This is a genomic window from Arsukibacterium sp. UBA3155 (genome assembly GCA_002364615.1).
GTDB lineage: Bacteria > Pseudomonadota > Gammaproteobacteria > Enterobacterales > Alteromonadaceae > Alishewanella.
In genome coordinates this window covers 17,913-43,273 of the sequence record DEYP01000008.1, presented here as the reverse complement: position 1 = coordinate 43,273, position 25,361 = coordinate 17,913, and the positions used below count along the sequence as shown (strand labels likewise).

The window sequence follows — 25,361 nt, the reverse complement described above, 5'->3', positions numbered from 1 at the left end:
CTACTCTGCCTGATCCTGCTCCAGCCTGCGAAAGCGGGCTAACGGCGCCATTCTGGCCCGGTTCAGGCTTAACACCTCACCGGCAATACTGATGTTATCTACTTTTGCCAGTACCTCCAGAAATTGCGGTTCAAGCGTATCTTCCCGACAGGCTTTGCGGGTAGTGGCCAGCGGGCCGAAACTCAGCATGGCGTCCTGTAACTTATAGCTACCGGTCAGGTTGTTACAACCGGTATACCCCGATACCCGGCCAGCGGGATCAAACTGTAAAAACACCTGATTGTCATCAGCCACGCTTTGTTGCATCAATTCAATCAATTGCCATTTGCCAGCAATCGTTAAGCCGGCCGCCACTGCGGGTGCAGAATCATCCGGTTCATCCTGTTGTTTATCCAGCCAGTACTGTGCAGCAAGCTCGCCGCCAATTCGCTGCCCCTGCTGGTCCAGCAGCAACAGGCGGTTTTCACCCACCAGAAAACGGCTACCGTCGGCATCGTCCAGTTGGATACTGCTGCCATCGTCGCTCCATTCAAAGCGGCCACTGGTTTGCTCCGGTTCGTCAGCTCGCTCCTGATAATAGCGCGACAACTGGTACTGTTGATCAGCCTGCAATTGCAGCGTCAGCTTAATCCCGGAGCAATCGGCACACGGAATAACCCCCTGATAACTCCCGGGCCAGTCCACTGCAGTACGGCTGTTGTCGGCGCTCGCCAGCTGCTGTGCTGGCGCACTATCAGGCAAGCTCGCAGGTTTAGATTCCGGCTGACAAGCACTCAGCAGTAAAGCGGTTAATAAGGTGCTGCCAAGCAGCTGCGGTGAAAAGGTCATATTTATTCCTTTAGTGAGCAATCCAGCCAGGCTGGTGCCGTTAAATTGTCGCCGGTGGCTGATAACTGCCGGGAAAAAGTGTATTGTCCAGCATAGCACTGTACCGGCGCTGAATTTACGGCGGTCCGTGAAAATGCTCAGCATTGAACTACACTGATAGCTATTTTCTAATGGCAAACAGGATCGAAGATGAGTATTAATGTACTGGCAATTTGTGGCAGCCTGCGGGCCAAATCAACTAACCGGGGTCTGGTGCGCTATGCCATGGCCAATTGCCCTGACGGCATGAAAATACACCTGGCAGATTTAATGGAAGTGCCCTTTTACAATGCAGATCTGGGTGCTAAACCAGCAGCAGTAGCAACTTTATGCCAGCAACTGGCTGAAGCTGACGCCTTACTGCTGGCCTGCCCTGAGTATAACTATTCTTTAGCACCGGCCCTGAAAAACGCCTTAGACTGGGCCTCGCGCGAGCCTGACAATCATTTATTAAGCGGAAAACCGGTGGCGATTATGGGCTCAGCCGCCGGCATGGGGTCATCGCGTTCTCAGTACCATTTACGCCAGGTATGTGTGTATTTAAACCTCCATCCGCTGAATCAACCTGAGGTCTTTGCCAATGCTTTTAGCGGTGCTTTTGATAACGATGGCGATTTAACCGATGACAAAATTCAGGCTAACGTGCGTAAGCTGCTGGCGGCGTTACTTAGCTGGCAGCAACGCCTTAATGGCAGCAAATAACGCTAATTGCCACCAAATGCATCTAACAGGCTGGCATCTGCCAGCCTGATCACGCGGCCGTGTACCACGGCCAACTGGACCTTATTATCATTACTCAGCAAAAAAGTGGTAGAGGAACGGCGCTGCGGCCAGCGGCTTTTCACGCCTGGCGGATTTATCGCCACCGGCAACCCTGAGTTATTCGTCAGCAAATCTGGCTTACCACTAAAATGACTGTAACCCTCTGCCAGTAACTGGATATAACGCGCGGTGTTTAAGGTTAATGGTTTGGTTAACGGGTAGGCTTTACCAGCGCTGTACTGCAAGCCGCTGGCATCTACGCTGTGATAAGCACCATAAATACTGGCATCGCCTATCTCATCCAGCACCACACTGCCCCGGCCATTGCCACCGGCGTTAAAGGCTAAATCAACCTTGGCCAGCACGCCACTGCTATCCGCTTTTGGCAGACTGATATTGCTAATAATTAAGTCTTTCATGCCACCGCTGTTATTCATCGGAATAGCCTGATACCCGCTTAAATCATAATCACGGTAATTGCCGCTGCTAATTAACGCTAACCAATTTAAATACAGTTTCAGGTTTAACTGGCGGGCTTGCTGGCGGAACGGGTCATTATAATTGCCCCCTGCCTCCACCAATACCGTGCTAATGCCCATTTTAGAAAAGGTATCGCCGAAAGAGCGCACGGAGTATTCGTCATCATAGCGGCCAAGCTGCTGGGGTATCGCCTTATCCAGCATCGGTTTGACGGCACTGATTAACTGCATAGCAGCATGGCGGCTGGGGTTTATCTCCCGTGCCTCGTTATAGGCCGGTGCCAGCAAAGAAATCGTTGCCGGCTTTTTATTGTCACCGGCGCCATGATAACGGTTCTGATCATGCAAATTAAAACCATAATGGGGCTTAATTTGCTTTGCCGCCTGCATCAGCATCTGGCCTTCCGGGGTTTGCAGCGCTACCGCATCGCGGTTAACGTCAATTCCCAGCGCGTTATAGCGGCTGTTACGCGCTGCCCCATCTGGGTTTAGCATTGGAATTAAATACAAGGTAATCTGCTGCTGCCAGTCTGTCAGGCTATTATCTTGATCTTTATCTTTATCTGCTTGTGCTTGCTGCTGCGCATCCAGTACCGCCAGCAAATCAAAAATAGCCGCCGTGGCGGTGGGTTCGTCGCCATGCATTTGAGACCAGGCCAGCACTTTACGCTCGCCCTGGCCAATTTTAAACAGGTAAACAGGCCGCTGCTCTACCGAGCGGCCCAGCTCAGTAACTTCAAGCCAGTCCTGCTGCTGATAATAACGGATCAGGGGGGCAATATCGTCATGGGTGATCTGGCCTTTCGCCAGACCTGGGGTGGTAAATTCAGCGTAATCTGCTGCATTTGCCAGCCCCGTTAACACCGCACTTAATGCTAACCATAACGATATTTGCTTTAACATGGCATCCTCTCTTTCGTTAGTTAAGCCATAACTGCCATTTACCATATCACAGCCCGTAAAACTCAGCACGCTGCAGCATTGTCATCTCTGGGCTAAGCTTAGTAAACGCTAATTCAGAAGGGATATCTCCAATTGCTTAGCCCCAAACAGTTTTATCAGCAACTTCGCCAACGTAAGGTGCTCAGCACTGTGCTGGCCTACCTGATTATTGTTTGGCTAACGCTGCAGGTGGTGGCAGTGGTTTCCCAGCTATTAGTGCTGCCGGCTACTGTTGGCAATATTATCGCGATCAGCCTGATCGCTGCTACGCCTTTAGTATGCTACCTGGCCTGGTTTTATCAATATCAGCAAGGCCGGATACAGCTCTTTGCTAACCCTGACGGTCGGCCGCACGCGATGTTTGGCAGCAGGCAGGTTATGGTGTTACTACTCATCTTCATCTTTAGCGCCCTGCTGGCTTATCAGTATTACCTGCTCAGCCGGCCTGCAACGCCAGCAGAACCATTAAATCTGACGGCCAACTCGATTGCAGTGCTGCCTTTTACCGCTAAAAATCCAACTGAAAACAGCCCTGAGCCAACACCGCTGAAAAACAGCCCTGAGCTGGCGCTGCTGGTAAACAGCCTGGCTGAAGAAATAAGCAGCCAGCTTGGTCGCACACCTGGGTTAACAGTGGCGTCTGCCAATTCCGGCCAGGTATTAAGCGCCCAGCAATTAAGCGTACCCGACATTGCCAGCCGGCTGCAGGTTGCCAGCTTGCTTACCGGCACAATCAACTTACAAGACAAGCAGCTGCACATTCGGGTACAACTGCTGGACGGCAGTAACGGCCAGACCTTATGGACCAATCAGCTGCAACGCCAACTAACCGATGTGTTTGTTCTGGAGAGCGAAATCGCCCGCAGTGTGGTTAACGCGCTGCAAGCCAGCCTACCGCAAGACAGTTCGCTGTTAGATTTATCCGCCAATGCCAGCACCCAAAGCGCCGATGCCTATATCAGCTATTTAAAAGCCCGCGAGCAATACCGGCTGCAAACCAGCGAAGCGATGCAACAGGCCCGCCAGTTATTTGAACAAGCTATTGGCCAGGACCCGGAATATGCGCTGGCTTATGTTGGCCTGGCCGATACCCTGCTGCTGCTAAGCGATGGCAGCAAAGAGTTTGGCATTATTGACGTGGATATCGCTACCGGGCTGGCGAAAGAGTATCTGGATAAAGCGCTTATCCGTGCGCCGCAGCTGGCAGAAGCCTATGCCATTCAGGGCAAAATGCTGGAACTACAACAGCAGTTTGAGCCGGCGCTGACGGCCTATCAAAAGGCCTTGGCGCTTAACCCTAACCTGGCAGTAGCACATATGTGGCAGTATCTGCTGCTAAAACAACAAGGCCGTTATGCTGAGTCACTTGTAGCGCTGGAGCGGGCTTATCAGCTGGATCCGGTATCCATCGCCGTGCTGTATAATCGTGGTTATGAACAGGCAATTCGCGGTCAGTTTATTGAGGCCAATGCAAGCTTTAATCAATTACTCCAAGACTTCCCTACGTCACCGATGGGCCATGCAGGTCTGGCATTAACCGCCTTTCATCAGGGGCATTTAGCTGACAGCTTATACCACTGGCAGCAGGCTTATCACTTATCGCCTGAAAACAGTTACTATCAGCAAAATTACCGGGGCCTACTTATAACTCTCAATCTGATCGAATTGGAACCTGATTTAAAAACCAATTCGCTCTACCGTTCTAATTATTTATTGCGAATCGGCGACACAGAGACACTCTTTAACGAAATGGCTTTTTATTTGGCTGCGCGGCCAGAGGATAAATGGCTGCAATTTGAAGCAGCACTTTACCAGATGTTACTTGGGCATCCTTCTAAAGCAGTTGACTTGCTCTTACAGCACCACTCTTCTTTTAGTGAAGATGAATTGTTTGCAATGCCAATGTGCAGTCCGGCTATAGAAATAGCCTGGGCGTTACAACAAAATGAGAGAAAGCAACAAGCTGACAAGCTGCTAGTCCGTTGCCAGCAGCACTTAGACGCCGCGAAACAAAATGACTTGCGAGATAGCTACCTGAATCACCTGGCGGCACGGCTGGCCGCTTTACAAGGTAATAATGAATTAGCATTACAACAACTGCATCAAGCAATGGCCTATGGCTGGCGTGAATGGTGGACCTTTTACGATCCTATTTTGCATAGTATTCCGACCAAGCAGCTGGCGCCACTGCGCCAGCAACTGGAAAATTCACTTAATGAACAGCGGCAGCTAGTGCTGGCGCGTGCCAAACAGCTTACGCCGGCTAAACAATAGTAACCCTAAGCCAGCAAATAAACTTAAAGTAGACGGTAATGGCACCTGCACCGCACGCGGCTCCAGAATTAATACCTGTTCAGACGGCGAACTAAAACTTAATACATCAGCGCGTCTGCCTTGGTAGTAACAATTTTCATCGCCCTCATCCTCATAAAAAACAGGAAAACATTCATCACGATCATTACGGTAATAAAAATCCCGCTCGGCGCCGGAATAAAAAGTACTGTTAAAGGTTAGCGAGTATGCACCTGGCAATAACTCATCCGGCATAACTGCCGCCGGGTTAAAGCCATTCTCCCGTAACGCAGCAAAGGTCCAGCTTTGCTCGCCCTGCATCAGGGTCCAGCTGAAATCAGCGGCAAAGGCGGAAGGAAAATCCCAAATTAAGGCGCTTTCAAAGTCCAGTTGCTCACCCTGTAGAAACTCGTAGTAGCAAGGCTCTTCCTGCCAGTACTCTGGTGGTGGGAACGAGTCATAGGGCATAATCAACCAGCAGTCCCGCGGTACTGCCAACAATGGTAAGTCGCCGCTGGTAAAGCTGACCCGGTTAATGAACGGTGCCCCAGCCTGTAAATAACCGTCTCTGATAAAGCTGTTATCATATAAAGCATAGCTTTGAGGACTGGTTGAGGTTTCTGAACCACGGCCTGCACCGCGGACTAACGCAGCGTCTGCCAGAAAACTGCATAAAAGCAGCACAATTATCGAAAATCTTAAACAACGCATAACCGCTCTCCTTGTGATCGATGCTGCTATTCACCGGCTTACTGCATACCGAACCACGAAGGCAAACTTCTGGATAAAAATTAAGTTAAATTCACATCATTTAAAGCCCACTAAGTAAAGCAGAAATCAGCTAAAACGCCAGTGGCCGGCTTGCCCGCAGGCATGCTTAGCTGTATAAAAGTAACTGTATAAATTAGTTGTATAAAAATAATAAAAAGGAGCCTAAGGTGGCTGACTGGTTAACCCTGCTTCCGGCGCTTGTCGCCATTGCCGTGGTGTTGTGGCGCAAAGAAGTGATTCTGGCGCTGCTGTTATCGCTATGTACCTCCGAGCTACTGATATTTCTGCAAAACGGCCAGAGTTTTGGCGCTGGTTTATTGCTCGATGGCAGTATTCAGACTCTGGAGCGGATTATTGCCGTTACTGGTGACGCCGATAACGCCCGTATTTTAATGTTCTCGTTGCTGGTCGGCGGCTTGCTGGCCTATATGCGCTACTCCGGCGGGGTGTCTGCTACGGTGGCAATGCTGGTCAATAAAGGCATTGCCCGCAATGGCCGCCAGGCCGGTTTACTGACCTTTTTCATCAGTAGTGTGACCTTTATTGAATCGAATTTAAGCTCGTTAACTGCCGGTATCAGCTCGCGCGGTTTATTCGATAAATTTAAAATGAGTCGGGCCCGGCTGGCTTATATTATCGACAGTACCAGCGCGCCTATCTGTATTATTATCTTACTAAACGGCTGGGGCGCCTATATTCTGGGGTTGCTTAGCACCTATGATTTACCAGAAAGTCCGGTGGCCATTTTAATTGGCACCATCCCGCTGAATTTCTATGCCCTGATCACCCTGCTGGTTGTGCTGTATACCATTATCAGTGGCAAGGTATACGGGCCAATGCGTAAATCAGAACAGCAGCTGCATACCTTATCGCAGCATAGTGAAATTGAGACTGAACCCAGTCACCCGGCTTATATGCTGGTGCCTCTGATAACCCTGGTCGGCGCCATGCTCGGCTTTATGCTGTTAACCGGTAATGGCCAGCTGGTGCAGGGCTCGGGTTCTAAATCGGTGTTATATGCCACCGCACTGGCCTGCGTGGTGGTGTATGCCATGATGCTGCTAAGCCGCCGTTTTAAACATCAGCAACTGGTCGATATCGGCTTTAAAGGTATTAGCGAACTCCTGCCGCTAGTCACCATTGTGTTGTTGTCACTGTCGCTTGGCTCCAGTTTAAAACTGCTGGGCACCGGTACCTTTATTGCCAGTATTGTTGATCAGAACCTGCCGCTGGTGCTTATTCCGGCGCTGCTGTTTTTAGCCGGCGCGCTTATTTCGTTTACTACCGGCACCAGCTGGGGCACCTTTGCCATTCTTATTCCGATAGGCATGCCAATGGTCAGTCTGCTCGGCCTGCCGCCACAACTTATTCTGGCGGCTATTTTAAGTGGCGGCGTATTTGGCGATCACTGCTCGCCTATTTCCGACAGCACCGCAGTAAGCTCAGTGGCCGCCGGCTGTGATTTACTGGAGCATGTAAAAACCCAGCTGCCGTATGCACTGGTGTGTGGCGCCATCGCCTTGCTAAGCTTTGTGATTGCCGGCGTACTAATGATCTAACGAGGATAACCATGATGAAAATGGCTCTGCTTACCACCCTGCTGGCTCTGACCAGCCCGTTACCGCTTGCTGCTGAGCCATCAGTACCAGCCGACTTTACCGAGGTTTCATCGCTGATACCCGATGCTCAGATCCATATGGCGTACCTTGGCAGTAATAACTTTGTTGGCAGTCAGGTGGATGGCTATCAGGCCAATAAATGCTATTTGCAGCAAAACGCGGCCAATGCGCTGGTAACAGCCCAGCAATTGGCCGCGGCTAAAGGTTTGACGCTGTACATTTATGACTGTTACCGGCCACAGCGGGCCGTTAACCATTTTATGCGCTGGGCCAGCGATTTAGCCGATACCAGCACCAAAGCTGAGTATTACCCTAACCTGGGTAAAGACCAGCTGGTAGGCGAGTACATTGCGGAAAAATCCGGCCATAGCCGCGGCAGTACCCTCGATTTAACCCTGGCCGCCAAAGATGACAACGGCAACTGGCAGATACTGGATATGGGCTCTCCTTTTGATATGTTCGATCCGGTATCCAATGTCGGCCACCCGACCATCAGCAAAGCCCAGCAGGCTAACCGCCAACTACTGGAAACTATTATGCTGGAGGCTGGCTTTAAGGTATACAGCATGGAGTGGTGGCATTTTACCCATCAGCCACCGGTATATACCGACCAGTATTTCGACTTTGTTATCAAGTAAGCCTTAACGCTTATGCAGCCAATATGGATAGTGGCTTAGGAAACCGACAAGAATGCCGATAGAGCTATCGTTCGTGATCTGGTAGTATTCACACATGCTATTTTTTGACGACCCGACAGTTAATTAACTATGGCCAGACGTACCAAAGCCGAGGCGGAAAGCACCCGGGCTGCCATTTTAGACGCAGCAGAATTGTTGTTTTATCAGCAGGGAGTATCACGTACTACCCTGGAGAAAATTGCCGTTGCCGCTAATGTAACCCGCGGGGCCATTTACTGGCATTTTCAGAATAAAGCCGATTTATTTAACGCCATGCTTGAGCGGGTGCGTTTACCGTTTCAGCATATGCTGGACGCACTGGACAACAACATCACTGAAGAGCCCTTTGCCCAGGTACGGCAGCTGTATATTGATGGCCTGCAACTGATTGCAGGCAGTGAGCAACATCACCGCGTACTTACCATAGTATTTCATCGCTGCGAATATATTGACGAACTCAACCCGGCCGTGACTAAACAGGACGAACTGGACGATCAGGCCGTCGCAGTAATGCAGCGCGCCTTTGAACGTGCCGAACAAGCCGGGCTGCTTCGTGAAGGAGTGACACCTCGCCTGGCGGCCATGTCGCTGCACATGTATGTAGGCGGTATTATCAGTCACTTTTTGCTTAAGCCACAGCAATGCGATTTATGCCTGCATGCTCCGACACTAATAGACACCATGCTGCAGGGTTTAAAACGACCTTAGGATTGTACAGACGGATCGTACAGAGCATCGTTTTAGCTTTTCAGCCTTGCTTTCGGTTGCAGTATCAAACACACTGAAACGTCATTAGTATCGGTGGTAATTGAGTTTGATATCTTTGATTATAAAGCGGCTCATCACAATTTTTAACTATGCTTTGCTTGGTTGCTTCTGCTTATTAGCAGCGACGGCGAACGCCACTTATTTTGAAAAAATACTGATAGACAATAACTTACCCAATGTAGGCACCTATAGTATTACTCAGGATAACCATGGTTATTTGTGGCTGGCCTCAACCAATACCGGTTTAATGCAATTTGACGGCTACCAGTTTCAGCAGCATCCACTCTTAAACACCACCCTGACCAAACTAAAATCGGTACCTGATATTGATGCTATTGCTTTTGATCGCCAAAACAATTTATGGGCGGGTAGCTGGGGTTACGGCTTAGCAAAAATTCATGCCGAAAATGGTGAAATAGCGCTGTTTGACGGCGAGGCGGATCTGCTGGCAAGTCCGTTTGTGCAAAAATTATTTACTGATCAGCAACAGCGGGTCTGGGTCGGCACCACGAAAGGCATTAACCGCTATGACGAGACAACCGGCTTTAGCCGTATTGACCAGCAGACCGATAAATTGCCCAGCAGACGGATCTGGGATTTTGCTCAGACTCCTGATAATACAATTTGGATTGCCACCTCGCGCGGCTTAATAAGCTGGCGGGATAATAGTGGGTTTGGCCAGCCGCTGTATCCGCATGGTGATAGTAATGCTGACAACGTGATCCGCGCGTTGCAGGTCATCGGTGACGAGCTCTGGCTTGGCACCCGCCGCGGGTTATTTGTCTATCAACCGGCGCTGCAGCGTTTTCAGCACGTCAGCTTGCCTGATGAACAGCCGCTTCCCGTCATCAATGCCCTGAGCATCAGCGTTGAGGGAAACTTACTTATTGGCACCTTTAGTGGTATCTACTCAGTTGACCCGGTAAAACGGGTTTTTGTCAGGCGCTCTGCGCAAAATTACGTTGAACTTGAACATATCAATGTCCGGACTTTTTTTATTGATCAAAGTCAGGTGACCTGGGTTGGTACCCGGGAAAGCGGGTTATTTTTTAAAACACGGCAGCGCAGTGCCTTTCAAAACACCGCAGATTCGGCGTTGGCATCCTTACAAAATAACATTACGGCACCGCTGTTAAGCTTGCTGGCAGAACCCGAACAACTGTGGTTTGGCCAGCATGGCAAGGTTAGTCGCTATTCTCATCGCACCCGGCAGCTACAATATTATGATATCCCGGGCAGAATAAACGTTATTCGCCGCGCGCCGGATAACGTTCTCTGGGTAGGCAGCGACAATGGCATATTCCAGTATGACACCGCCGCCGAGCAATTCAGCCGGTTTGCCACACCCTATACCGCACTTAACCTGCCGCAGCAAAATGCCCGGGATATCCGGTTTACTGACGATAATAAAACCGTCATTAACCTGTGGAATAACGGCGTGCTATTGATTGATAACGACACCCAAAGCGTCAGCCATTTTTTAGCTGATATTAGTCAGACTATGGTAGGTGACGCCATCCAGGCCACACTGGTCACGCCTGATTACATCTGGCTGGCCAGTCGTTTAAGTGGCCTGTATTTACTGGATCGCAACACCTTATCCGTTGCGCCAATCTCTAGCATCAACAGCTCATTATTACTTTCATCCGATTTCACCGGCCAACTCACCTGCCTGGCTCATGCCCCCCAAAACAGTGTGGTTGTCTGCTCTGAGCAGGGTTTATTGCAAATTAGCCTGGATAGCGGAGCCGTGCAGTTAATTGATACCGACACCGGTCTTGCCGGTAAATCGCTGGTTGGGGCCCATACCGACAAACTCAATAATATCTGGGTATTGAGCACTGCCGGTCTTGATGTGATAAAGCCCGACGGCAATATCGCTCATTTTAACCGGGTGGATGGCTTAAACAGCAACGAAATGATGTTTAACGCCGTAGCTGAAGATAATAACCAGCTGTATTTTGGTTCTAACGCTGGTTTAGAGTTAGTGACCCCAGATCGGCTGCTTGAACCATTGCCATCGGTTGGCCAGGCCATTACCAAAGTAACCTTTGATCAGAAACCTGCTACCGCCAGTGGCAGCTTAACACCGCTCAAATCGATAACGGTGCCGGCAGAAGTTTCCAGAATAGAGTTTCATTTCGCCAGTTTTGATTTTAATAACCCCGCCCGCAACCAGTATCTTTATAAACTCAGTGGTTATGACGAAAACTGGCAGCAGTTAACTAACGGCAATATTGCGTCCTTTACCAATCTGGCGCCAGGTCGCTATACCTTATTTATGCAAGCCAGCAATAACCAACAACGTTTTAGCGGTCAAATCAGTCAGTTAGCGATAGAGGTTCAGCCCCATTGGTGGCAGCGCAAAACCGTGCAGTTTTTAACATTATTGGCGATTATTTTACTGTTAGCCTACGTCGTTAAATCCCGAATTAATAAAGTAAATCTGGTTAACAGCTTATTGGAAAAAGCGGTAAGTGAACGCACCACAGAACTTGAGCAAAGCCTGCAAAAGCAACAGTTAGCTTATGATGAACTACAACATCTTGATGTAATGAAAAATCAGTTTATCTCAACGGTAAGCCATGAATTACGAACGCCGCTTACGTCGATCAACGGTGCACTTAGCCTGGTATTATCTGGCACCATCGACGACAAACAAGATAAAAAGCAGCAATTACTGCAAATTGCTAACAGCAACAGCCAGCGTTTAACCCTGCTGATTAATGACTTACTCGACTTGGAAAAGCTGGTGGCTAGTCAGATGGTATTTACCATGCAACGCCATGATATTGCAAAAATTGTTCAGCGTGCCGTAAGCGAAAATTCGCCTTATGGTCATAATCGTCAGGTAAGCCTGCGATATATGCCAGCACCAGAAAACCTCGTGACAACTGCGCTGGTAGATGAGAATCGCTTACTGCAGGTACTGGCAAATGTGCTGTCGAATGCCATTAAGTATTCGCCAGAGCGAGGTGAGGTAAAAATTAGTCTGCAACAGCAAGATGCTACCATTGTTATCGCTGTCGCAGATGACGGCCCGGGCATCGCCATCGCCTTTCAACAAAAAATATTTCAACGGTTTGCTCAGGAAAATGCCGGCAACACCCGGGAGCATGGCGGCACGGGCTTAGGGTTGGCCCTGTCACAAGAGTTAATGCATGCAATGAACGGTGATATCTCTTTTGTGTCAGAACCGGGCAGTGGCACCACTTTCTATCTTAGTTTTGCCACTGTAAGCTAAAAAAAACCGGCAAGTCAGTGTGGACTGAAATGCCGGTAAAGGTACTAACTGTCTGCTCGCATAGCGAGCCCTGATAGGTTAACCTGGTTTTACCTGTGCGGTTCTGGCAGTGCTCTTACTAAAAAAGCGCATAATCACCAGATAAAACACCGGTACTAAAAACACCGCCAGCACGGTGGCTGAAATCATGCCGCCCAACACACCGGTGCCAATAGCATTGCGGCTGGCTGAACCGGCACCACTGCTAATAACCAGCGGTAATACGCCAAGGGAAAACGCCATTGAGGTCATAATAATCGGCCGCAGCCTTAGCCGTACCGCTTCTAAAATCGCGGCGCTAAGCTCTTTACCCTGCTGCTGCAGTTCACGCGCAAATTCAACAATTAAGATGGCGTTTTTCGATGCCAGACCCATGGTGGTTAATAATCCCACCTGAAAGTACACGTCGTTGCCCAAACCGCGCATATACGCCGCAATTAAGGCGCCGATAATGCCCAGCGGCACCACTAAGATCACCGCAAATGGTATGCTCCAGCTTTCATACAGCGCCGCCAGACATAAAAATACCACTAATATTGATAACGCATACAGCGCCGGCGCCTGCGAACCGGACAGTTTTTCCTGATAAGAGGTTGCGGTCCATTCAAAGCCGATGCCTGCAGGTAGCTGCGATATTAACTGCTCCATGGTCGCCATGGCATCACCCGAGCTGGTGCCGGGCGCCGGCTCGCCCTGGATTTCCATCGCCGACACACCGTTGTAGCGCTCCAGTCGCTGTGGACCATACACCCAGTCACTGCTGGCAAATGAAGCAAAACTCACCATCTCGCCGCTATTGTTACGCACATACCAACGGTTAATATCTTCCGGGGTCATCCGAAACTCGGGTTCGGCCTGCACAAATACCTTTTTTACCCGGCCGCGGTCGACAAAGTCATTAACGTAGGTAGAGCCCCAGCCAATAGCCAGGGTCTGGTTAATGTTACTTAACGACACCCCCAGCGCCTGCGCTTTTAGCTGATCAACATTAATTTGTAGCTGCGGCGCATCCTCCATGCCATTGGGGCGGACACCGACCAGGTTTTGTTGCTGTGCCGCCATACCCAATAACTGGTTGCGCGCGTTAAGCAAGGCTTCGTGACCCACCCCGCCCCGGTCTTGTAAGAACAACGAGAAGCCGGTAGCACGCCCCAGCTCGGCAATAGGCGGCAGGTTAAAGGCAAAAATCTGTGCTTCTTTTACGGTGCCGAAAAAGCCCCAGGCCCGGCCAATTACCGCCTGTACGCTATCGGCCGGCCCGCGCTCGCTCCAGTCGGCTAGGCGTACAAACGCCAGGCCCATGTTCTGGCCACGACCGGCAAAGCTAAAACCTGATACCGTAAATACCGACTGCACTGCGTCTTCCGTCGCATAATGCGCCGCCACTCTATCCATTACCGCTTCAGTACGCTCCTGACTGGCGCCGGTAGGCAGCTGCACCATAGATAAAAACACGCCCTGATCTTCTTCCGGTAAAAATGAGGTAGGTAAACGCATAAACATCAACGCCATTACCAGCACAATAGCGCCATACACCAGCATCGAGCGTTTAGGCCGGGCCAACATACCGGCAACGCCGCGCTGATAATTGCGGTTAGTGCTATCAAAACCACGGTTAAACCAGCCGAAAAAGCCGCCTTTGGCTTGGTGGTCACCTTTGTGCGGTTTTAACATGGTGGCGCACAACGCCGGGGTGAAAATAATGGCGACCAGTACCGATAACGCCATAGCGGTAACGATAGTAATAGAAAACTGCTGATAAATAGCACCGGTGGCCCCGCCAAAAAACGCCATTGGCACAAATACCGCTGATAGCACTAAACCAATACCGACCAGGGCGCCGGTGATCTGGCCCATCGATTTACGGGTGGCTTCTACCGGGCTAAGGCCCTCTTCGCTCATCACCCGCTCAACGTTCTCTACTACCACTATGGCATCATCTACCAGCAGACCAATGGCCAGCACCATACCGAACATGGTCAGGGTGTTAATGGTAAAACCAAACAACGACATAATGCCAAAAGTTCCCAGTAATACCACCGGCACCGCTAACGTCGGAATAAGCGTGGCACGGAAGTTCTGTAAAAACAGATACATCACCAGAAACACCAGAATAATAGCTTCAATCAGGGTTTGTACTACCGAGCTTATCGACACTTCAACAAAAGGCGTAGTGTCGTAAGGAATAACCGTGGTTAACCCGGCAGGGAAATAAGGTTTCAGCTCGTCCAGCTTGGCTTTTACTGCAGCAGCAGTATCCAGCGCATTGGCACCGGTAGCCAGTTCAATGGCCAGACCGGTAGCCATTTTGCCGTTATAGCGGGCAATAATTGAATAGTCCTCACCGCCCAGTTCCACCCGCGCTACGTCAGACAGTTTTACCATGGCGCCGTCGGCATTTACCTTCAGTAAAATCTGGCCAAACTCTTCGGCCGAGGTTAAGCGGGTTTGCGCCAGTATCGCCGCATTAAACTGCTGACCGGGCAAAGCCGGAGCACCGCCAAGCTGGCCGGCGGTAACCTGGTTGTTTTGCACCTGAATGGCCGCAGTCACATCGGCCGGGGTCAGCTGATACTGGTTCAGCTTGTCGGCATTTAACCAGACCCGCATCGCATACTGGCTGCCAAACACCTGGACATTACCGACGCCTGTGGTGCGGCTTAGTGGGTCTTTAACATTGGCCACCACAAAATCGGCAATGTCATCACGCTCCAGGCTGCCATCTTGTGAGATAAAGCCCACCACCATTAAAAAGCCGCCGCTGCTTTTGGCAACACGTACGCCGTTTTGCTGCACTTCCTGCGGTAATAACGGTAAAGCTTGCTGTAGTTTGTTTTGCACCTGTACCTGGGCAATATCGGCGTCAGTGCCGGTTTCAAAGGTCAGGGTCAGGCTGACATTACCGGATGAGTCTGAATTTGCCGACATATACATCAGGTTATCCAGGCCATTCATCGCCTGCTCTATCACCTGGGTAACCGCATCTTCCGCTGTTTGGGCCGATGCGCCGCGGTAAGATGCACTGATACTGATCGACGGCGGTGCAATTCGCGGGTATTGCTCTATCGGTAGTTGTTTAATGGATAACAAGCCAGCCAGCATAATTACGATGGCAATAACCCAGGCGAAAATGGGCCGGTTAATAAAGAAATTAGCCATGTTTTACGCTCCGTCTGCTGCGTTAACAGCTTTGACAGTCACCCCGGGCCGCACTTTTTGCAGGCCGGCCACGATAACCCGCTCACCTGCAGTTAAGCCGTCGGTTACCAGCCAGTTCTGGCCATAGCTGGCCCCCAGCGTGACCGGCCGCACTTCAACCGTATTGTCGCTACTTACCAGCATCACCGTCGCATCACCTTTAGGTGTGCGACTTATCGCTTGTTGCGGTACCAGTAATGCGTTGTCATTAGTGCCATGATGCAACCTGGCCCGCACAAACATACCCGGCAGTAACTGACCCTGTTCATTCGGAAACACTGCGCGCAGCGTTACCATACCGGTACCCGGGTCAACGTTTACTTCAGAAAATTGTAAACTGCCCTGCTGCGAATAACGGCTACCATCTTCCAGCAGTAAATCAACGTTAACCTCAGCGGTAGCATCGGCGCCCGTCTGCCGCTTCAATTTCAGTAGTTCAGTGCTGGATTGGCTTAGATCAACATAGATCGGATGCAATTGCCGGATAGTCGCCAGTCCCTGCGCCTGATTTGCAATCAGCAAGGCGCCTTCGCTAACCAGGGAGCGACCAATCTGGCCACTGATAGGCGCTTTAATGTCGGTATAATTCAGGTTTATCTGTGCGGTTAATACAGCGGCCTCTGCGCTGGCCACTGCGGCATCGGCCTGCATCAGGCTGGCATTGGCATCATCGAAATCTTGCTGGCTGACCACTTTGCCACCCAGTAAGCCCTTAATTCTGTCAGTTCGTAAACGGGCATTATGCTGCGCCGCTCTGGCACTGCTTAGCGCTGCCTCAGCACTGCTGAACGCGGCCTGATACGTCGCCGGGTCAATTTTATATAAAACCTGACCCGCACTCACCTGCTGGCCTTCGGTAAAAAGGCGCTGCTGCAAAATCCCGCTGACCTGTGGCCGGATCTCAGCCTGGCGGAAATTGGTGGTCCGCCCGGGTAACTCAGTGGTTAACGCCACACTGCTGGTGCTCAGGGTAACCACGGCCACCTCGGGCGTTGGCTGGCCTTGCGCCGCTGCCGGCGGCTCGCTGCAAGCAGCCAGCATCAACACGCTGGTGGTCACTAATACGGTCAGGGGTTTAACCGAAAGCTTTAAAAATTGCATATGTCGTCCTGTATTACCGCGGTTGGCTATGATAGGGAGCACGCCAGGCTGGTTGCTATGGCCAGTTTAGGCCGGCAATATACATACATCAATGTATGTTATCAAGCAAATTATAGACTGTTGCGCTGATCTGCAACCTTTTCAGGACTAGTTAACGCGATAAAACGACGGTAGGAATTTGCGTATTTACAGTAGCTGCTGCCGCTGTTCCGGCAGCCCCATGCTCAGCACAAAGGGCAACGCGGCTTGCTGGGCATCGGAAAAATCCTGCTTACAGGTCAGGCCCTGCCAGTTTATCTCGATCAGGCTTTGCGCGACGGCGCCACCCAGGCCACTGCCCGGCCCCAACAAAATAATATGATCAGGGGCGAAGTCTTTCACCGCTACCTGCACAGCCCTGCTGAAATAAAAAGTATCGTAAACCTGCTGGCCCAGCGTATAGACTTTTAACGCAGCAGGCTGCGCCACAAAAGCCGGCCAGACAATACCACGGCCATCAACCAGTGGTAGTTGTGGTGCGACAAAAAACGACTCACTAAAGCGCGCCAGTGCCTGATCTGCCGCGCTCTGCATTAACGGGCTGTGAAACGCTGCATGACCAGGTAACAACAACGGAAATTTGTCGTCGCAAGGTGGCAGTGCCTGCATGGCTTGCTGCACTGCACTCTGCGTGCCTGCCAGAACGGCATAACCGCCATAGGCTATTGACATAAACAAGGCCCCCTGATGCAGATACAATTGTTCTGCCAGCAGCGAATGCTTATCAAGATCGGGTTGCCAGTCACTGGTAAGCAGTGGGTAAATAAACTGCGCCCCGGCAGCGCTGGCCGTCAGCTGCGCCATACCGGTTACCAGCTGCATACTGTCAGGCCCCTGCCATACCCCGGCACAGCCCAGTGCGGTATACCAGCCCATCGAGTTGCCCGTCACCGCCACTATGTCGAAAGTGTCGCGGTTAATCTGGGCGAAGTCAGCCAGGCCAGCACTGAAAATAAGGGCAGCTGCATTTTCTGCTTTAACATGGGCGGCATGGCTGAATTGACTGGCACTATCCAGCGCAGTTACTGTCGGTAAGTTAAGCTCTGCGCGCCGGGCATCAAAGTCAGCCAGCTGTTGCACAAACGGGTTGCCCGCGGCCATATGTTGCTTAATGTAGCCCAGCTCGGCCCGGTTATAACTGCCGCGCCCCGGACATACCACCAACGCGGTTTTTTTCTGGCTCATGTTGCACTTTCTCCGCTTAGCAACTGCTGCACTTTATCGATGATCTGCTGCTTCGACGGCAATACTGCATACGCTGCAGCGCCCAGCGGTATAAAGCTGTCGTGGGCGGTGATCCGGCTAAGCTGATAAAAGCCGGGCCTCGCTTCACACAGCCCGGTAAATAACTCTTCACTTAATGAACCACGACGCCGGCATTCATCGACAATCAGTACCTGTGAACATTCTCCCAGCGCGTCAATAATGGCATCAAGGTGCAGCGGCACCAGGCAGCGAAGATCCAGCAGGCGCAGGGTATAACCGGCATTTTCCAGCTCTGCCGCTGCCTGACGGCTTAAATAATAACCATTGCCATAGCTTATAATGGCCAGCTGTGGCGTTGCCGCCGGGCCCTGCTCAGGCCCCTGGTTAAAGACGGCCGGCTCGCCCAGCGCTGGTATCGGCGTGTCGGGCAGCGGATAGTCGTTTAACCAGCGGCCATCGCCGGGGGCGAGTAAATCCCGGGTCATGTAAAGTGCTATCGGCTCTAAAAATATGACTAAGCGTTTTTGCTCGTAGGCCAGTTGCACTGCTTGTCGTAATAATAAAGCGGCATCAGCGCCATTAGACGGACACAGCACGATAATGCCCGGAATATCCCGAAACACCGCAAAAGAATTATCATTATGAAAATGGCCGCCAAAGCCACGCTGATAGGCCAGGCCGGCAATGCGGATCACCATCGCATTATGGTACTGGCCATTCGAAAAAAACGGCAACGTGGCGGCTTCACCGCGAATTTGATCTTCAGCGTTATGGACATAAGCCAGAAACTGAATTTCAGCAATGGGAATAAACCCCTGCTGCGCTAAACCGATGGCCATGCCCAGAATACTTTGCTCATCCAGCAAGGTATTAATTACCCTGTTACCACCGAACGCCTGAATTAAGTGCTGCGAAACACCATAAACACCACCCTTCTTAGCAACATCTTCGCCGAAAAGCACGGTATTGCTGTATTGTGCAAATAAATCGTGCAGAGTCCAGTTCAGTAGTTTCGCTAAATGCTGCGGCTTCGCCAGGTTATGTTTATCAAACTCGAATAACGCACTGCGAATGGCGCTTTGCGGCAGTGGCGGCGCCGGTAAAGCCGGTCTTAGCGGTGCTATTGCTGCCATAATGTCTGCAGCGCTTTGTAACTTGGGTCTGGCGCTGGCAACTGCCGCAACCCGGCTTATCTGGTAAGCAAGCGCCGTTACCGCATCATACAGTTGCTGACGGCTTAAAATGCCGCGTGCCAGCACACTGGCTGTGCTGGCCAGTAGCGGGTCCAGGGTCAGCTCCGCCTCGATCAGATGTTTTTGGCGGTACGCCGTTTCGGTATCCGCGCCGGCATGGCCAAACAACCGTACTGTCGATAAATGTAAAATGGCCGGCTGGCGCTTGGTCCGGACATAATGCGCCGCCTTGCGGGCCACACTGTAGGTTTGGGCTAAATCACGGCCGTCCGCGGCAAAATAACGCAGCTCTGGGCGGTCAGCCAGGCTCTGCTCTATCCAGCCCTGCGGCGTGGGGGTTGAAATGCCCAGGCCATTATCTTCGCAGACAAATAACATCGGCAACGGCACATGCTGATAAGCGGCCCAGCACGCGGCGTTTATTGCCCCCTGCGCCGTAGAATGGTTCGCCGAAGCATCGCCAAAACTGCACATGACAATGGCATCCGCCGGCCAGTTACCACTCTGGCCCAGCCGTTTGCTTAAATCGATGGCAAAGGCCGCCCCCACCGCTTTAGGCAGTTGTGAGGCAATGGTGCTGGTTTGCGGCGGAATATTCAGTGCCAGGCTACCCAGCACCTTGTGCCGGCCGCCGGAGATCGGGTCATCACTCGACGCGCAAAACGACAGCAGCATATCGTACAACGGTGTACTGCCCGGTAACTGCTTACTGCGCTCGATAAAAAAAGCACCACTGCGATAATGCAAAAACGCCGGATCGGTTAAACGCAGCGCCGCCGCAACAGCGGCATTGCCCTCATGCCCCGCGCTGCCTATGGTATAAAAACTCTGGCCTTTGGCCTGCAGCAAGCGTGACTGCAAATCGAGTAAACGGCTACTAAGTTGGCTGTGCCACAGGCGATGTAATTCGCTGTCACTCAGCCCCTGCTGCAAACTACTGGCAGGCGCTAAGCTGCCACTGTCAATCTGCTGCAGAAACTGCTGCAGCCATGGGTGAAAGTCCCCGGCCACGATTAACTAAAGGCCTGTAAGCCGGTTTGCGCCCGTCCTAAAATAAGGGCATGTACATCATGAGTGCCCTCGTAGGTATTTACCGCTTCTAAGTTCATCAGATGGCGGATAACATGATATTCATCGGCAATGCCATTACCGCCGTGCATATCACGTGACAGGCGTGCAATATCCAGCGCTTTGCCACAGGAGTTGCGCTTAATCAGCGAAATAGCCTCCGGCGGTAATTGGCCAGCATCCATCAGCCGTCCTGCCTGCAGACAGCCCAGCAAACCAATACTTATCTCCGTTTGCATATCTGCCAGTTTTTTCTGCACCAGCTGAGTCTGGGCCAACGGCCGGCCAAACTGGATCCGATCCAGCGTATACTGGCGCGCCGCATGCCAGCAAAACTCAGCCGCGCCTAACGCGCCCCAGGCAATACCGTAACGGGCTTTATTCAAACAACCAAAGGGGCCTTTTAAGCCCTTAACATCCGGGAAAATGGCATCGGCCGGCACTTCAACGTTGTCCATCACAATTTCGCCGGTTATCGATGCCCGCAGCGAAAATTTCCCCTCTATCTTCGGTGCACTTAAGCCTTTCATGCCTTTTTCCAGCACAAAGCCGCGGATCTCACCGTCTAATTTAGCCCACACCACAAATACATCGGCAATCGGCGAGTTAGTTATCCACATTTTACTGCCGTTCAGCACATAACCATCGGCGGTTTTCTTTGCAACGGTGCGCATACTGGCCGGGTCTGAGCCAGCATCAGGCTCCGTTAAACCAAAGCAGCCAACCCATTCACCGGTCGCCAGTTTTGGCAGGTATTTCTGACGCTGCGCTTCAGTGCCGTACTCATGTATCGGGTGCATAACCAAGGAAGACTGCACGCTCATCGCACTGCGATAACCGCTGTCTACCCGCTCTACTTCGCGGGCCACCAGGCCATAGCAGACATAATTTACGCCAGAGCAACCATATTTTTCAGGCAAGGTGGCGCCCAGCAGACCCAGCTCACCTAACTCGGTCATTATTTCGCGGTGAAAATGCTCGTTACGGTTGGCCAGCAACACGCGCGGCTGCAACTTTTGCTGACAATACTGATGCGCTGTATCGCGGATCATCCGCTCTTCTTCGCTTAACATTGCGGATAATTGAAACGGGTCTTGCCAATCAAATACCGGGCGGGCCATATCGCTACCTCATGCTGTGTCGATAACTAAGCTATTGTGATCAATGAATGTCTGTTGCTCACTCTACTGCGGCCTGCTATAAAGTTAAAATATATTAATTCTGTATCTGGTATAGTTTTTAACTATGGATATTCGCCAGCTTAATTATTTTGTCGCCGTGTATGAACAAGGCAGTATCAGCGCTGCCGCACGTCAGTGCTGTGTAGCACAGCCGTCACTGTCGGCTGCATTGCGTCAGCTGGAGCAGGAGCTGGGAGTAAAGCTGTTTATCCGCCTCTCCAAAGGGGTTACTGCCACAGAAGATGGCGATAAACTGTACGACCATGCCGGTAAATTACTCAGTCAGCTGCACTCACTAAAAGCATCGTTCAATACTCCGGTTAACCGGATTCAGTTCCGGCTTGGCTTAATAAAGGCGCTTGGAGTGGAGCGAATGAGTGCCCTGCTGCGCGAATTCAGCCAGCAGGTTGCCGGCCTTGAACTACACCTGGTTGAGCCGGACGAGCCCTGCGACGCCCGTATTATTACCCCGCAACAACTGAAAACCGGCGAAGTGCTGCAACCTCTGTGGCATGACCGCTACTTGTTAGCCCTCCCACCAGCCTGGCCGCTTAGTCTGCAGCCGCAGATCAGTCTGGAAGATTTCGACAACTTACCGTTAATTAAGCGGTTGCCATGCGATGCCTGGGCAGCTTTTTATCCACAGTTATTGCGGCAGGAAATCCGGCCCGACGTCCGCGCCGACATTCAAACCATCGAGTATGCACTTGGCTTGGTATCCGCGGGCGTGGGCTGTGCCCTGGTGCCCGATCTGGATAGTCTGCGCCAGCGTAGCGATGTTACTCTGCGACCTATTCAGGGCCTGCAGCTGGAACGTACCTTAGTGTTGGCCCATGGCCGCAATCAGGACAGCCACGCCTTACAAGTGTTGCGCCAGCTTTGCCAGCAAATTGCAGCCAAAAGCTGACATGATCTAAACTGGCGCAAAGCCGTACATCTGGCAATATAGATTAGGGAGTTAATCACTATGCATCTCACCATAGTATTACGTCAGGTATTGATGCTACTGACAATTCTGGCATTAACCTATCTTGCCGCCGGCGTTGGCGCGCTTGGGTCGATGAATGCGCCCGTGTTTTATCAGCAATTGCAGCTGCCAGACTGGGCGCCGCCTGCCTGGTTATTTGGCCCGGTATGGACAACCCTTTATACCCTGATGGCCATTGCGGCGTGGCTGGTTTGGCGTAGCAGCAAACATGCCCGATCAGCGCTGTGGCTGTATTTTGGCCAACTGGTGGTCAATGCACTATGGAGCTGGCTGTTTTTTGGCTGGTACTTAGGCGCTCTGGCATTTGCCAATATCCTGTTGCTACTGGTGCTAATAATCGCTACGGCACTAAGTTTCTGGCGCTATAACAAGCTGGCAGGCGCATTGCTGGTGCCTTATTTACTCTGGGTGAGCTTTGCTGCAGTGCTTAATTTCAGTATCTGGCAGCTAAATCCCGGCGTGCTGTAGCACGCCAGTGTAGTTACCCTTGATCTAACCTAAAAAATGCGCACAATACCTACAATTATCCGGTTTCAAGCAGCGTATCAGGGTATAATGCACAGGTTGCAGACATAACAGGAGTTTTCATGCCAATCAGCACCCAACATAAAGTGTATCTTCCGGCCACAGCAAAATCTAACCAGTATATTCTGGCGGAGATCAAAGCAACCCCGGAGCTTTACCAGCATTACAGCAGCGAACAGGCCTGTTATCAGCAGTTAAGCCAGCAGTTGTTTAGCCTGGCTGATAGCCTGAACCTGCACAACGTTCATTTAATCGCCACCGATAAGCTACCAGTCGTGCGCTTTCATACCGAAGCGCATGTGTTTCAGACCGCCGAACAAATTTTGTTTTTTTACAACCCGGCCTATCACGAGGCACAAAATCTGTTTAGCAAACACGGCTATCAGGCGCGTAAAATCCGTTTATTGTTTTTAGCTACCGGCAATGATATTCGTGCCAACGCGGCCGATTTTCATAGCCGGGTGTTGCAGCTGTTACAGCAATTACAACCGCAGTTGCCTGCGCAAAATTTGAAAATTAAAATTCGTGATCACCAGCATTTGTCATACGACTTACTGGCCAAACAAAAAGGCGATCGGGAAAGTTATGGCTTTAAGTTGCGTGCCATTGCCGGTCGCTATGCTACCCGTAAGCTTAGCCTGCCGGACCATAGCGCCCTGACCTATGTTCACCTTACCCTGCCACTAAGCCGGGCATTGAAACAGCAGTATGTCGCAAATGATAGTCTGGATTACAGCCCGTTGTATCAGCAACTGGAGCAGCACCTTAAAGCCTCAATTCAGGCGAAAGACTTAAACCGGGTGGCCATTATCGGCAACGGTTTAACACCACTGGTGCGCAATAGTAAGTTTGATAAACCGGAAACCACCGCCGAGTTGCAATTGCTGGGCTTTGACCCCGCCAATAATACCCAACAATTTATCAGCGACTGGCAGGGCGATAATCTGGTAGAAGCGGTACATATTTTAATTGTCGCCGGCAATGACGATATGACTGAAACTGGCTATGGCCGCTTTATGAATCAGGTAGAAGCGGCGCTGCGCAGCTTTGCCGAAAAGTTGAATGTTAACGCGGAAAAACAGGATTTAACGGTTCGCTTTCACCAACACATCAGCTACAACAGTTCAGCATCCTAAGCGGGCAAGTGCTTCTAAAGCAGAGGGCTGCTACAGCAGCCCTTTTTTTATTCCTACCCAGACTACGCACTTCGCTTATCTTACTTTCTTAGCTTGACGCGCTAAGCGACCTAAGCATTGACAAGCCGGCTTAAAGAAAACAAAATGCTACCAATGATTAACCATTAGTTAATAAACACTGTACTGGCAGTGATGCAGGTAGCCTGAATGGAAACGGAAATCCCCGCAGATTTAAAGCCAATGCTATTCGATGGCCAACTGTTTTCTGGCAAATGGGGCGAGATTTTTTTTGTCAGTAAAAACCGGATAAGTTACACCGATATGGCCAGCATTCCGGCGGTTAGTGCCGTTAACGATGCCATCTATGGCCGCTATTTTCTGCAGGATATCGAACCCGCCTGGCAGCGCGACACCATCATGCGCGATTTATACCGTTACGCCAAACCCTGGGCTACCGACCTATCCGGAATTGACAGCCAGCAATTAATGGCCGAATTATTGCTGCTATTTCAACAGGACGAATTGCGTGCCTGGCAACTGACCGACGGTTGGGCTACCCCACCCGAATCTGTCGCAGGCAATGAATACCGCGCGGCAGGTAGCACCTCTAAGCCGGGCAGTGGCTCGGGTGCCGCAAGCTCTGGCAGCAGTTCAGGTTCTGGCAGCAAGGCCACAAAGCCCAGAGGCGGCAGTGCTGCAGCAGCTGAGCCGGCCACTGCGAAAACAGCGGGGCATGAGACAGCCGCTACTGTTAACAACGACACACATTCTGCAGCACCAACGGAACAAGAAATCGCATTGGCTAAATCGGAAGGTGACACCCATTCACATCGGCAAGCAAGAGAAAAAGTGGCTCGCCATTTTTTAGCGACCCATGGCTTCTCAGATAGCCAGATTGCCAATGCGATAGGAGATGAGGAAGCAAAAATTGAAGGGGGTGTCGACTTAACAAAACCGGTAGAAGTGATAAGCTTCCCCCCTCCCGATGAAATGACCCAGTATGTTAAATCTCATGGTTACCCGGGCAATTGGTTCGATCCTACCAGTGCGCAAACGCCCGATGCGTTAGGATTGAGCGGCGAAGGGCGGACGTTAACTTCGTTTCAGGTGCCGCCGGGTAATGGCCTTCAATCCCATTCAAAACCAATTACTGATGATTGGACAAACCCTGCCAACCCAGTAAATACAAGTGGTGGCGGTAAGCAATTGTTGGTAAATGATGAAACAAAAAAAGCAGTTATCACTTTAAACAACATTGGAATGTAA

18 protein-coding genes are annotated in these 25,361 nt (G+C 51.1%); 10 read left to right on the top strand and 8 right to left on the bottom strand.

Translation table 11 applies throughout. The annotated features are described in order from the left end of the window. A complete protein-coding gene (locus B2X65_RS02455; protein ID WP_290610404.1) occupies positions 1–828 on the bottom strand; it encodes an META domain-containing protein in 828 nt (275 codons plus the stop codon). Between the two features lie 189 nt (positions 829–1,017). Here B2X65_RS02455 and B2X65_RS02450 point away from each other — a divergent pair, with 189 nt between their 5' ends. Beyond that, on the top strand, positions 1,018–1,569 hold the full coding sequence (locus B2X65_RS02450; RefSeq protein ID WP_290610402.1) for an NADPH-dependent FMN reductase: 552 nt from the start codon (positions 1,018–1,020) through the stop codon (positions 1,567–1,569). A gap of 2 nt (positions 1,570–1,571) precedes the next feature. Here the strand turns inward: B2X65_RS02450 and B2X65_RS02445 are convergent, their stop codons facing one another. Further along, positions 1,572–3,056 (bottom strand): M14 family zinc carboxypeptidase, encoded by a 1,485-nt coding sequence (locus B2X65_RS02445; protein WP_290610401.1) that lies wholly within the window; start codon positions 3,054–3,056, stop codon positions 1,572–1,574. 87 nt (positions 3,057–3,143) lie between these two features. Between B2X65_RS02445 and B2X65_RS02440 the strand changes: the two genes are divergently transcribed. Further along, positions 3,144–5,324 carry a tetratricopeptide repeat protein gene (locus B2X65_RS02440; protein WP_290610399.1) on the top strand — a complete coding sequence of 727 codons (2,181 nt, stop codon included), beginning with the start codon at positions 3,144–3,146 and terminating at the stop codon, positions 5,322–5,324. On the opposite strand, the gene B2X65_RS02435 is transcribed toward B2X65_RS02440, so the two are convergent. Further along, positions 5,280–6,053 (bottom strand): hypothetical protein, encoded by a 774-nt coding sequence (locus B2X65_RS02435; RefSeq protein ID WP_290610398.1) that lies wholly within the window; start codon positions 6,051–6,053, stop codon positions 5,280–5,282. The two genes, B2X65_RS02440 and B2X65_RS02435, sit on opposite strands and share 45 nt — an antisense overlap. A 227-nt stretch (positions 6,054–6,280) precedes the next feature. Between B2X65_RS02435 and B2X65_RS02430 the strand changes: the two genes are divergently transcribed. The 4 genes from B2X65_RS02430 (at position 6,281) to B2X65_RS02415 (ending at position 12,421) form a co-directional block, all read left to right on the top strand. After that, entirely contained in the window at positions 6,281–7,672 is a 1,392-nt protein-coding gene (locus B2X65_RS02430; protein WP_290610396.1) for a Na+/H+ antiporter NhaC family protein, read from the top strand. A gap of 11 nt (positions 7,673–7,683) precedes the next feature. After that, positions 7,684–8,370, top strand: coding sequence for a M15 family metallopeptidase (locus B2X65_RS02425; RefSeq protein ID WP_290610395.1), 687 nt, complete (start codon positions 7,684–7,686; stop codon positions 8,368–8,370). Positions 8,371–8,499: 129 nt separating this feature from the next. Then, positions 8,500–9,117 carry a TetR family transcriptional regulator gene (locus tag B2X65_RS02420; protein ID WP_290610393.1) on the top strand — a complete coding sequence of 206 codons (618 nt, stop codon included), beginning with the start codon at positions 8,500–8,502 and terminating at the stop codon, positions 9,115–9,117. A gap of 100 nt (positions 9,118–9,217) precedes the next feature. Further along, positions 9,218–12,421: a sensor histidine kinase gene (locus tag B2X65_RS02415; RefSeq protein ID WP_290610391.1), complete on the top strand. Its 3,204-nt coding sequence runs from the start codon at positions 9,218–9,220 to the stop codon at positions 12,419–12,421. A 78-nt stretch (positions 12,422–12,499) separates the two neighbouring features. Here the strand turns inward: B2X65_RS02415 and B2X65_RS02410 are convergent, their stop codons facing one another. The 5 genes from B2X65_RS02410 to B2X65_RS02390 all read right to left on the bottom strand — a co-directional run bounded on the left by B2X65_RS02410 (position 12,500) and on the right by B2X65_RS02390 (position 21,386). Next, positions 12,500–15,619 carry an efflux RND transporter permease subunit gene (locus B2X65_RS02410; RefSeq protein ID WP_290610389.1) on the bottom strand — a complete coding sequence of 1,040 codons (3,120 nt, stop codon included), beginning with the start codon at positions 15,617–15,619 and terminating at the stop codon, positions 12,500–12,502. A gap of 3 nt (positions 15,620–15,622) precedes the next feature. Then, entirely contained in the window at positions 15,623–16,759 is a 1,137-nt protein-coding gene (locus tag B2X65_RS02405) for an efflux RND transporter periplasmic adaptor subunit (protein ID WP_290610387.1), read from the bottom strand. A 186-nt stretch (positions 16,760–16,945) separates the two neighbouring features. Next, positions 16,946–17,983 carry a malonyl CoA-ACP transacylase gene (locus B2X65_RS02400; RefSeq protein ID WP_290610385.1) on the bottom strand — a complete coding sequence of 346 codons (1,038 nt, stop codon included), beginning with the start codon at positions 17,981–17,983 and terminating at the stop codon, positions 16,946–16,948. Next, the gene (locus B2X65_RS02395; protein ID WP_290610384.1) at positions 17,980–20,208 is read right to left on the bottom strand and encodes a thiamine pyrophosphate-dependent enzyme; all 2,229 of its coding nucleotides are present in this window, start codon (positions 20,206–20,208) and stop codon (positions 17,980–17,982) included. The genes B2X65_RS02400 and B2X65_RS02395 overlap by 4 nt, the downstream gene beginning before the upstream one ends. A 2-nt stretch (positions 20,209–20,210) precedes the next feature. Further along, entirely contained in the window at positions 20,211–21,386 is a 1,176-nt protein-coding gene (locus tag B2X65_RS02390) for an acyl-CoA dehydrogenase (RefSeq protein ID WP_290610382.1), read from the bottom strand. A 124-nt stretch (positions 21,387–21,510) separates the two neighbouring features. On the opposite strand from B2X65_RS02390, the gene B2X65_RS02385 reads away from it, so the two are divergent. The 4 genes from B2X65_RS02385 to B2X65_RS02370 all read left to right on the top strand — a co-directional run bounded on the left by B2X65_RS02385 (position 21,511) and on the right by B2X65_RS02370 (position 25,361). After that, on the top strand, positions 21,511–22,353 hold the full coding sequence (locus tag B2X65_RS02385) for a LysR family transcriptional regulator (RefSeq protein ID WP_290610381.1): 843 nt from the start codon (positions 21,511–21,513) through the stop codon (positions 22,351–22,353). A gap of 60 nt (positions 22,354–22,413) precedes the next feature. Beyond that, positions 22,414–22,902, top strand: coding sequence for a TspO/MBR family protein (locus tag B2X65_RS02380; protein ID WP_290610379.1), 489 nt, complete (start codon positions 22,414–22,416; stop codon positions 22,900–22,902). 119 nt (positions 22,903–23,021) lie between these two features. Further along, positions 23,022–24,095 carry a DUF3083 family protein gene (locus B2X65_RS02375; RefSeq protein WP_290610378.1) on the top strand — a complete coding sequence of 358 codons (1,074 nt, stop codon included), beginning with the start codon at positions 23,022–23,024 and terminating at the stop codon, positions 24,093–24,095. 207 nt (positions 24,096–24,302) lie between these two features. Beyond that, complete coding sequence (locus tag B2X65_RS02370) at positions 24,303–25,361, top strand: polymorphic toxin type 46 domain-containing protein (RefSeq protein ID WP_290610377.1); 1,059 nt, start codon at positions 24,303–24,305, stop codon at positions 25,359–25,361.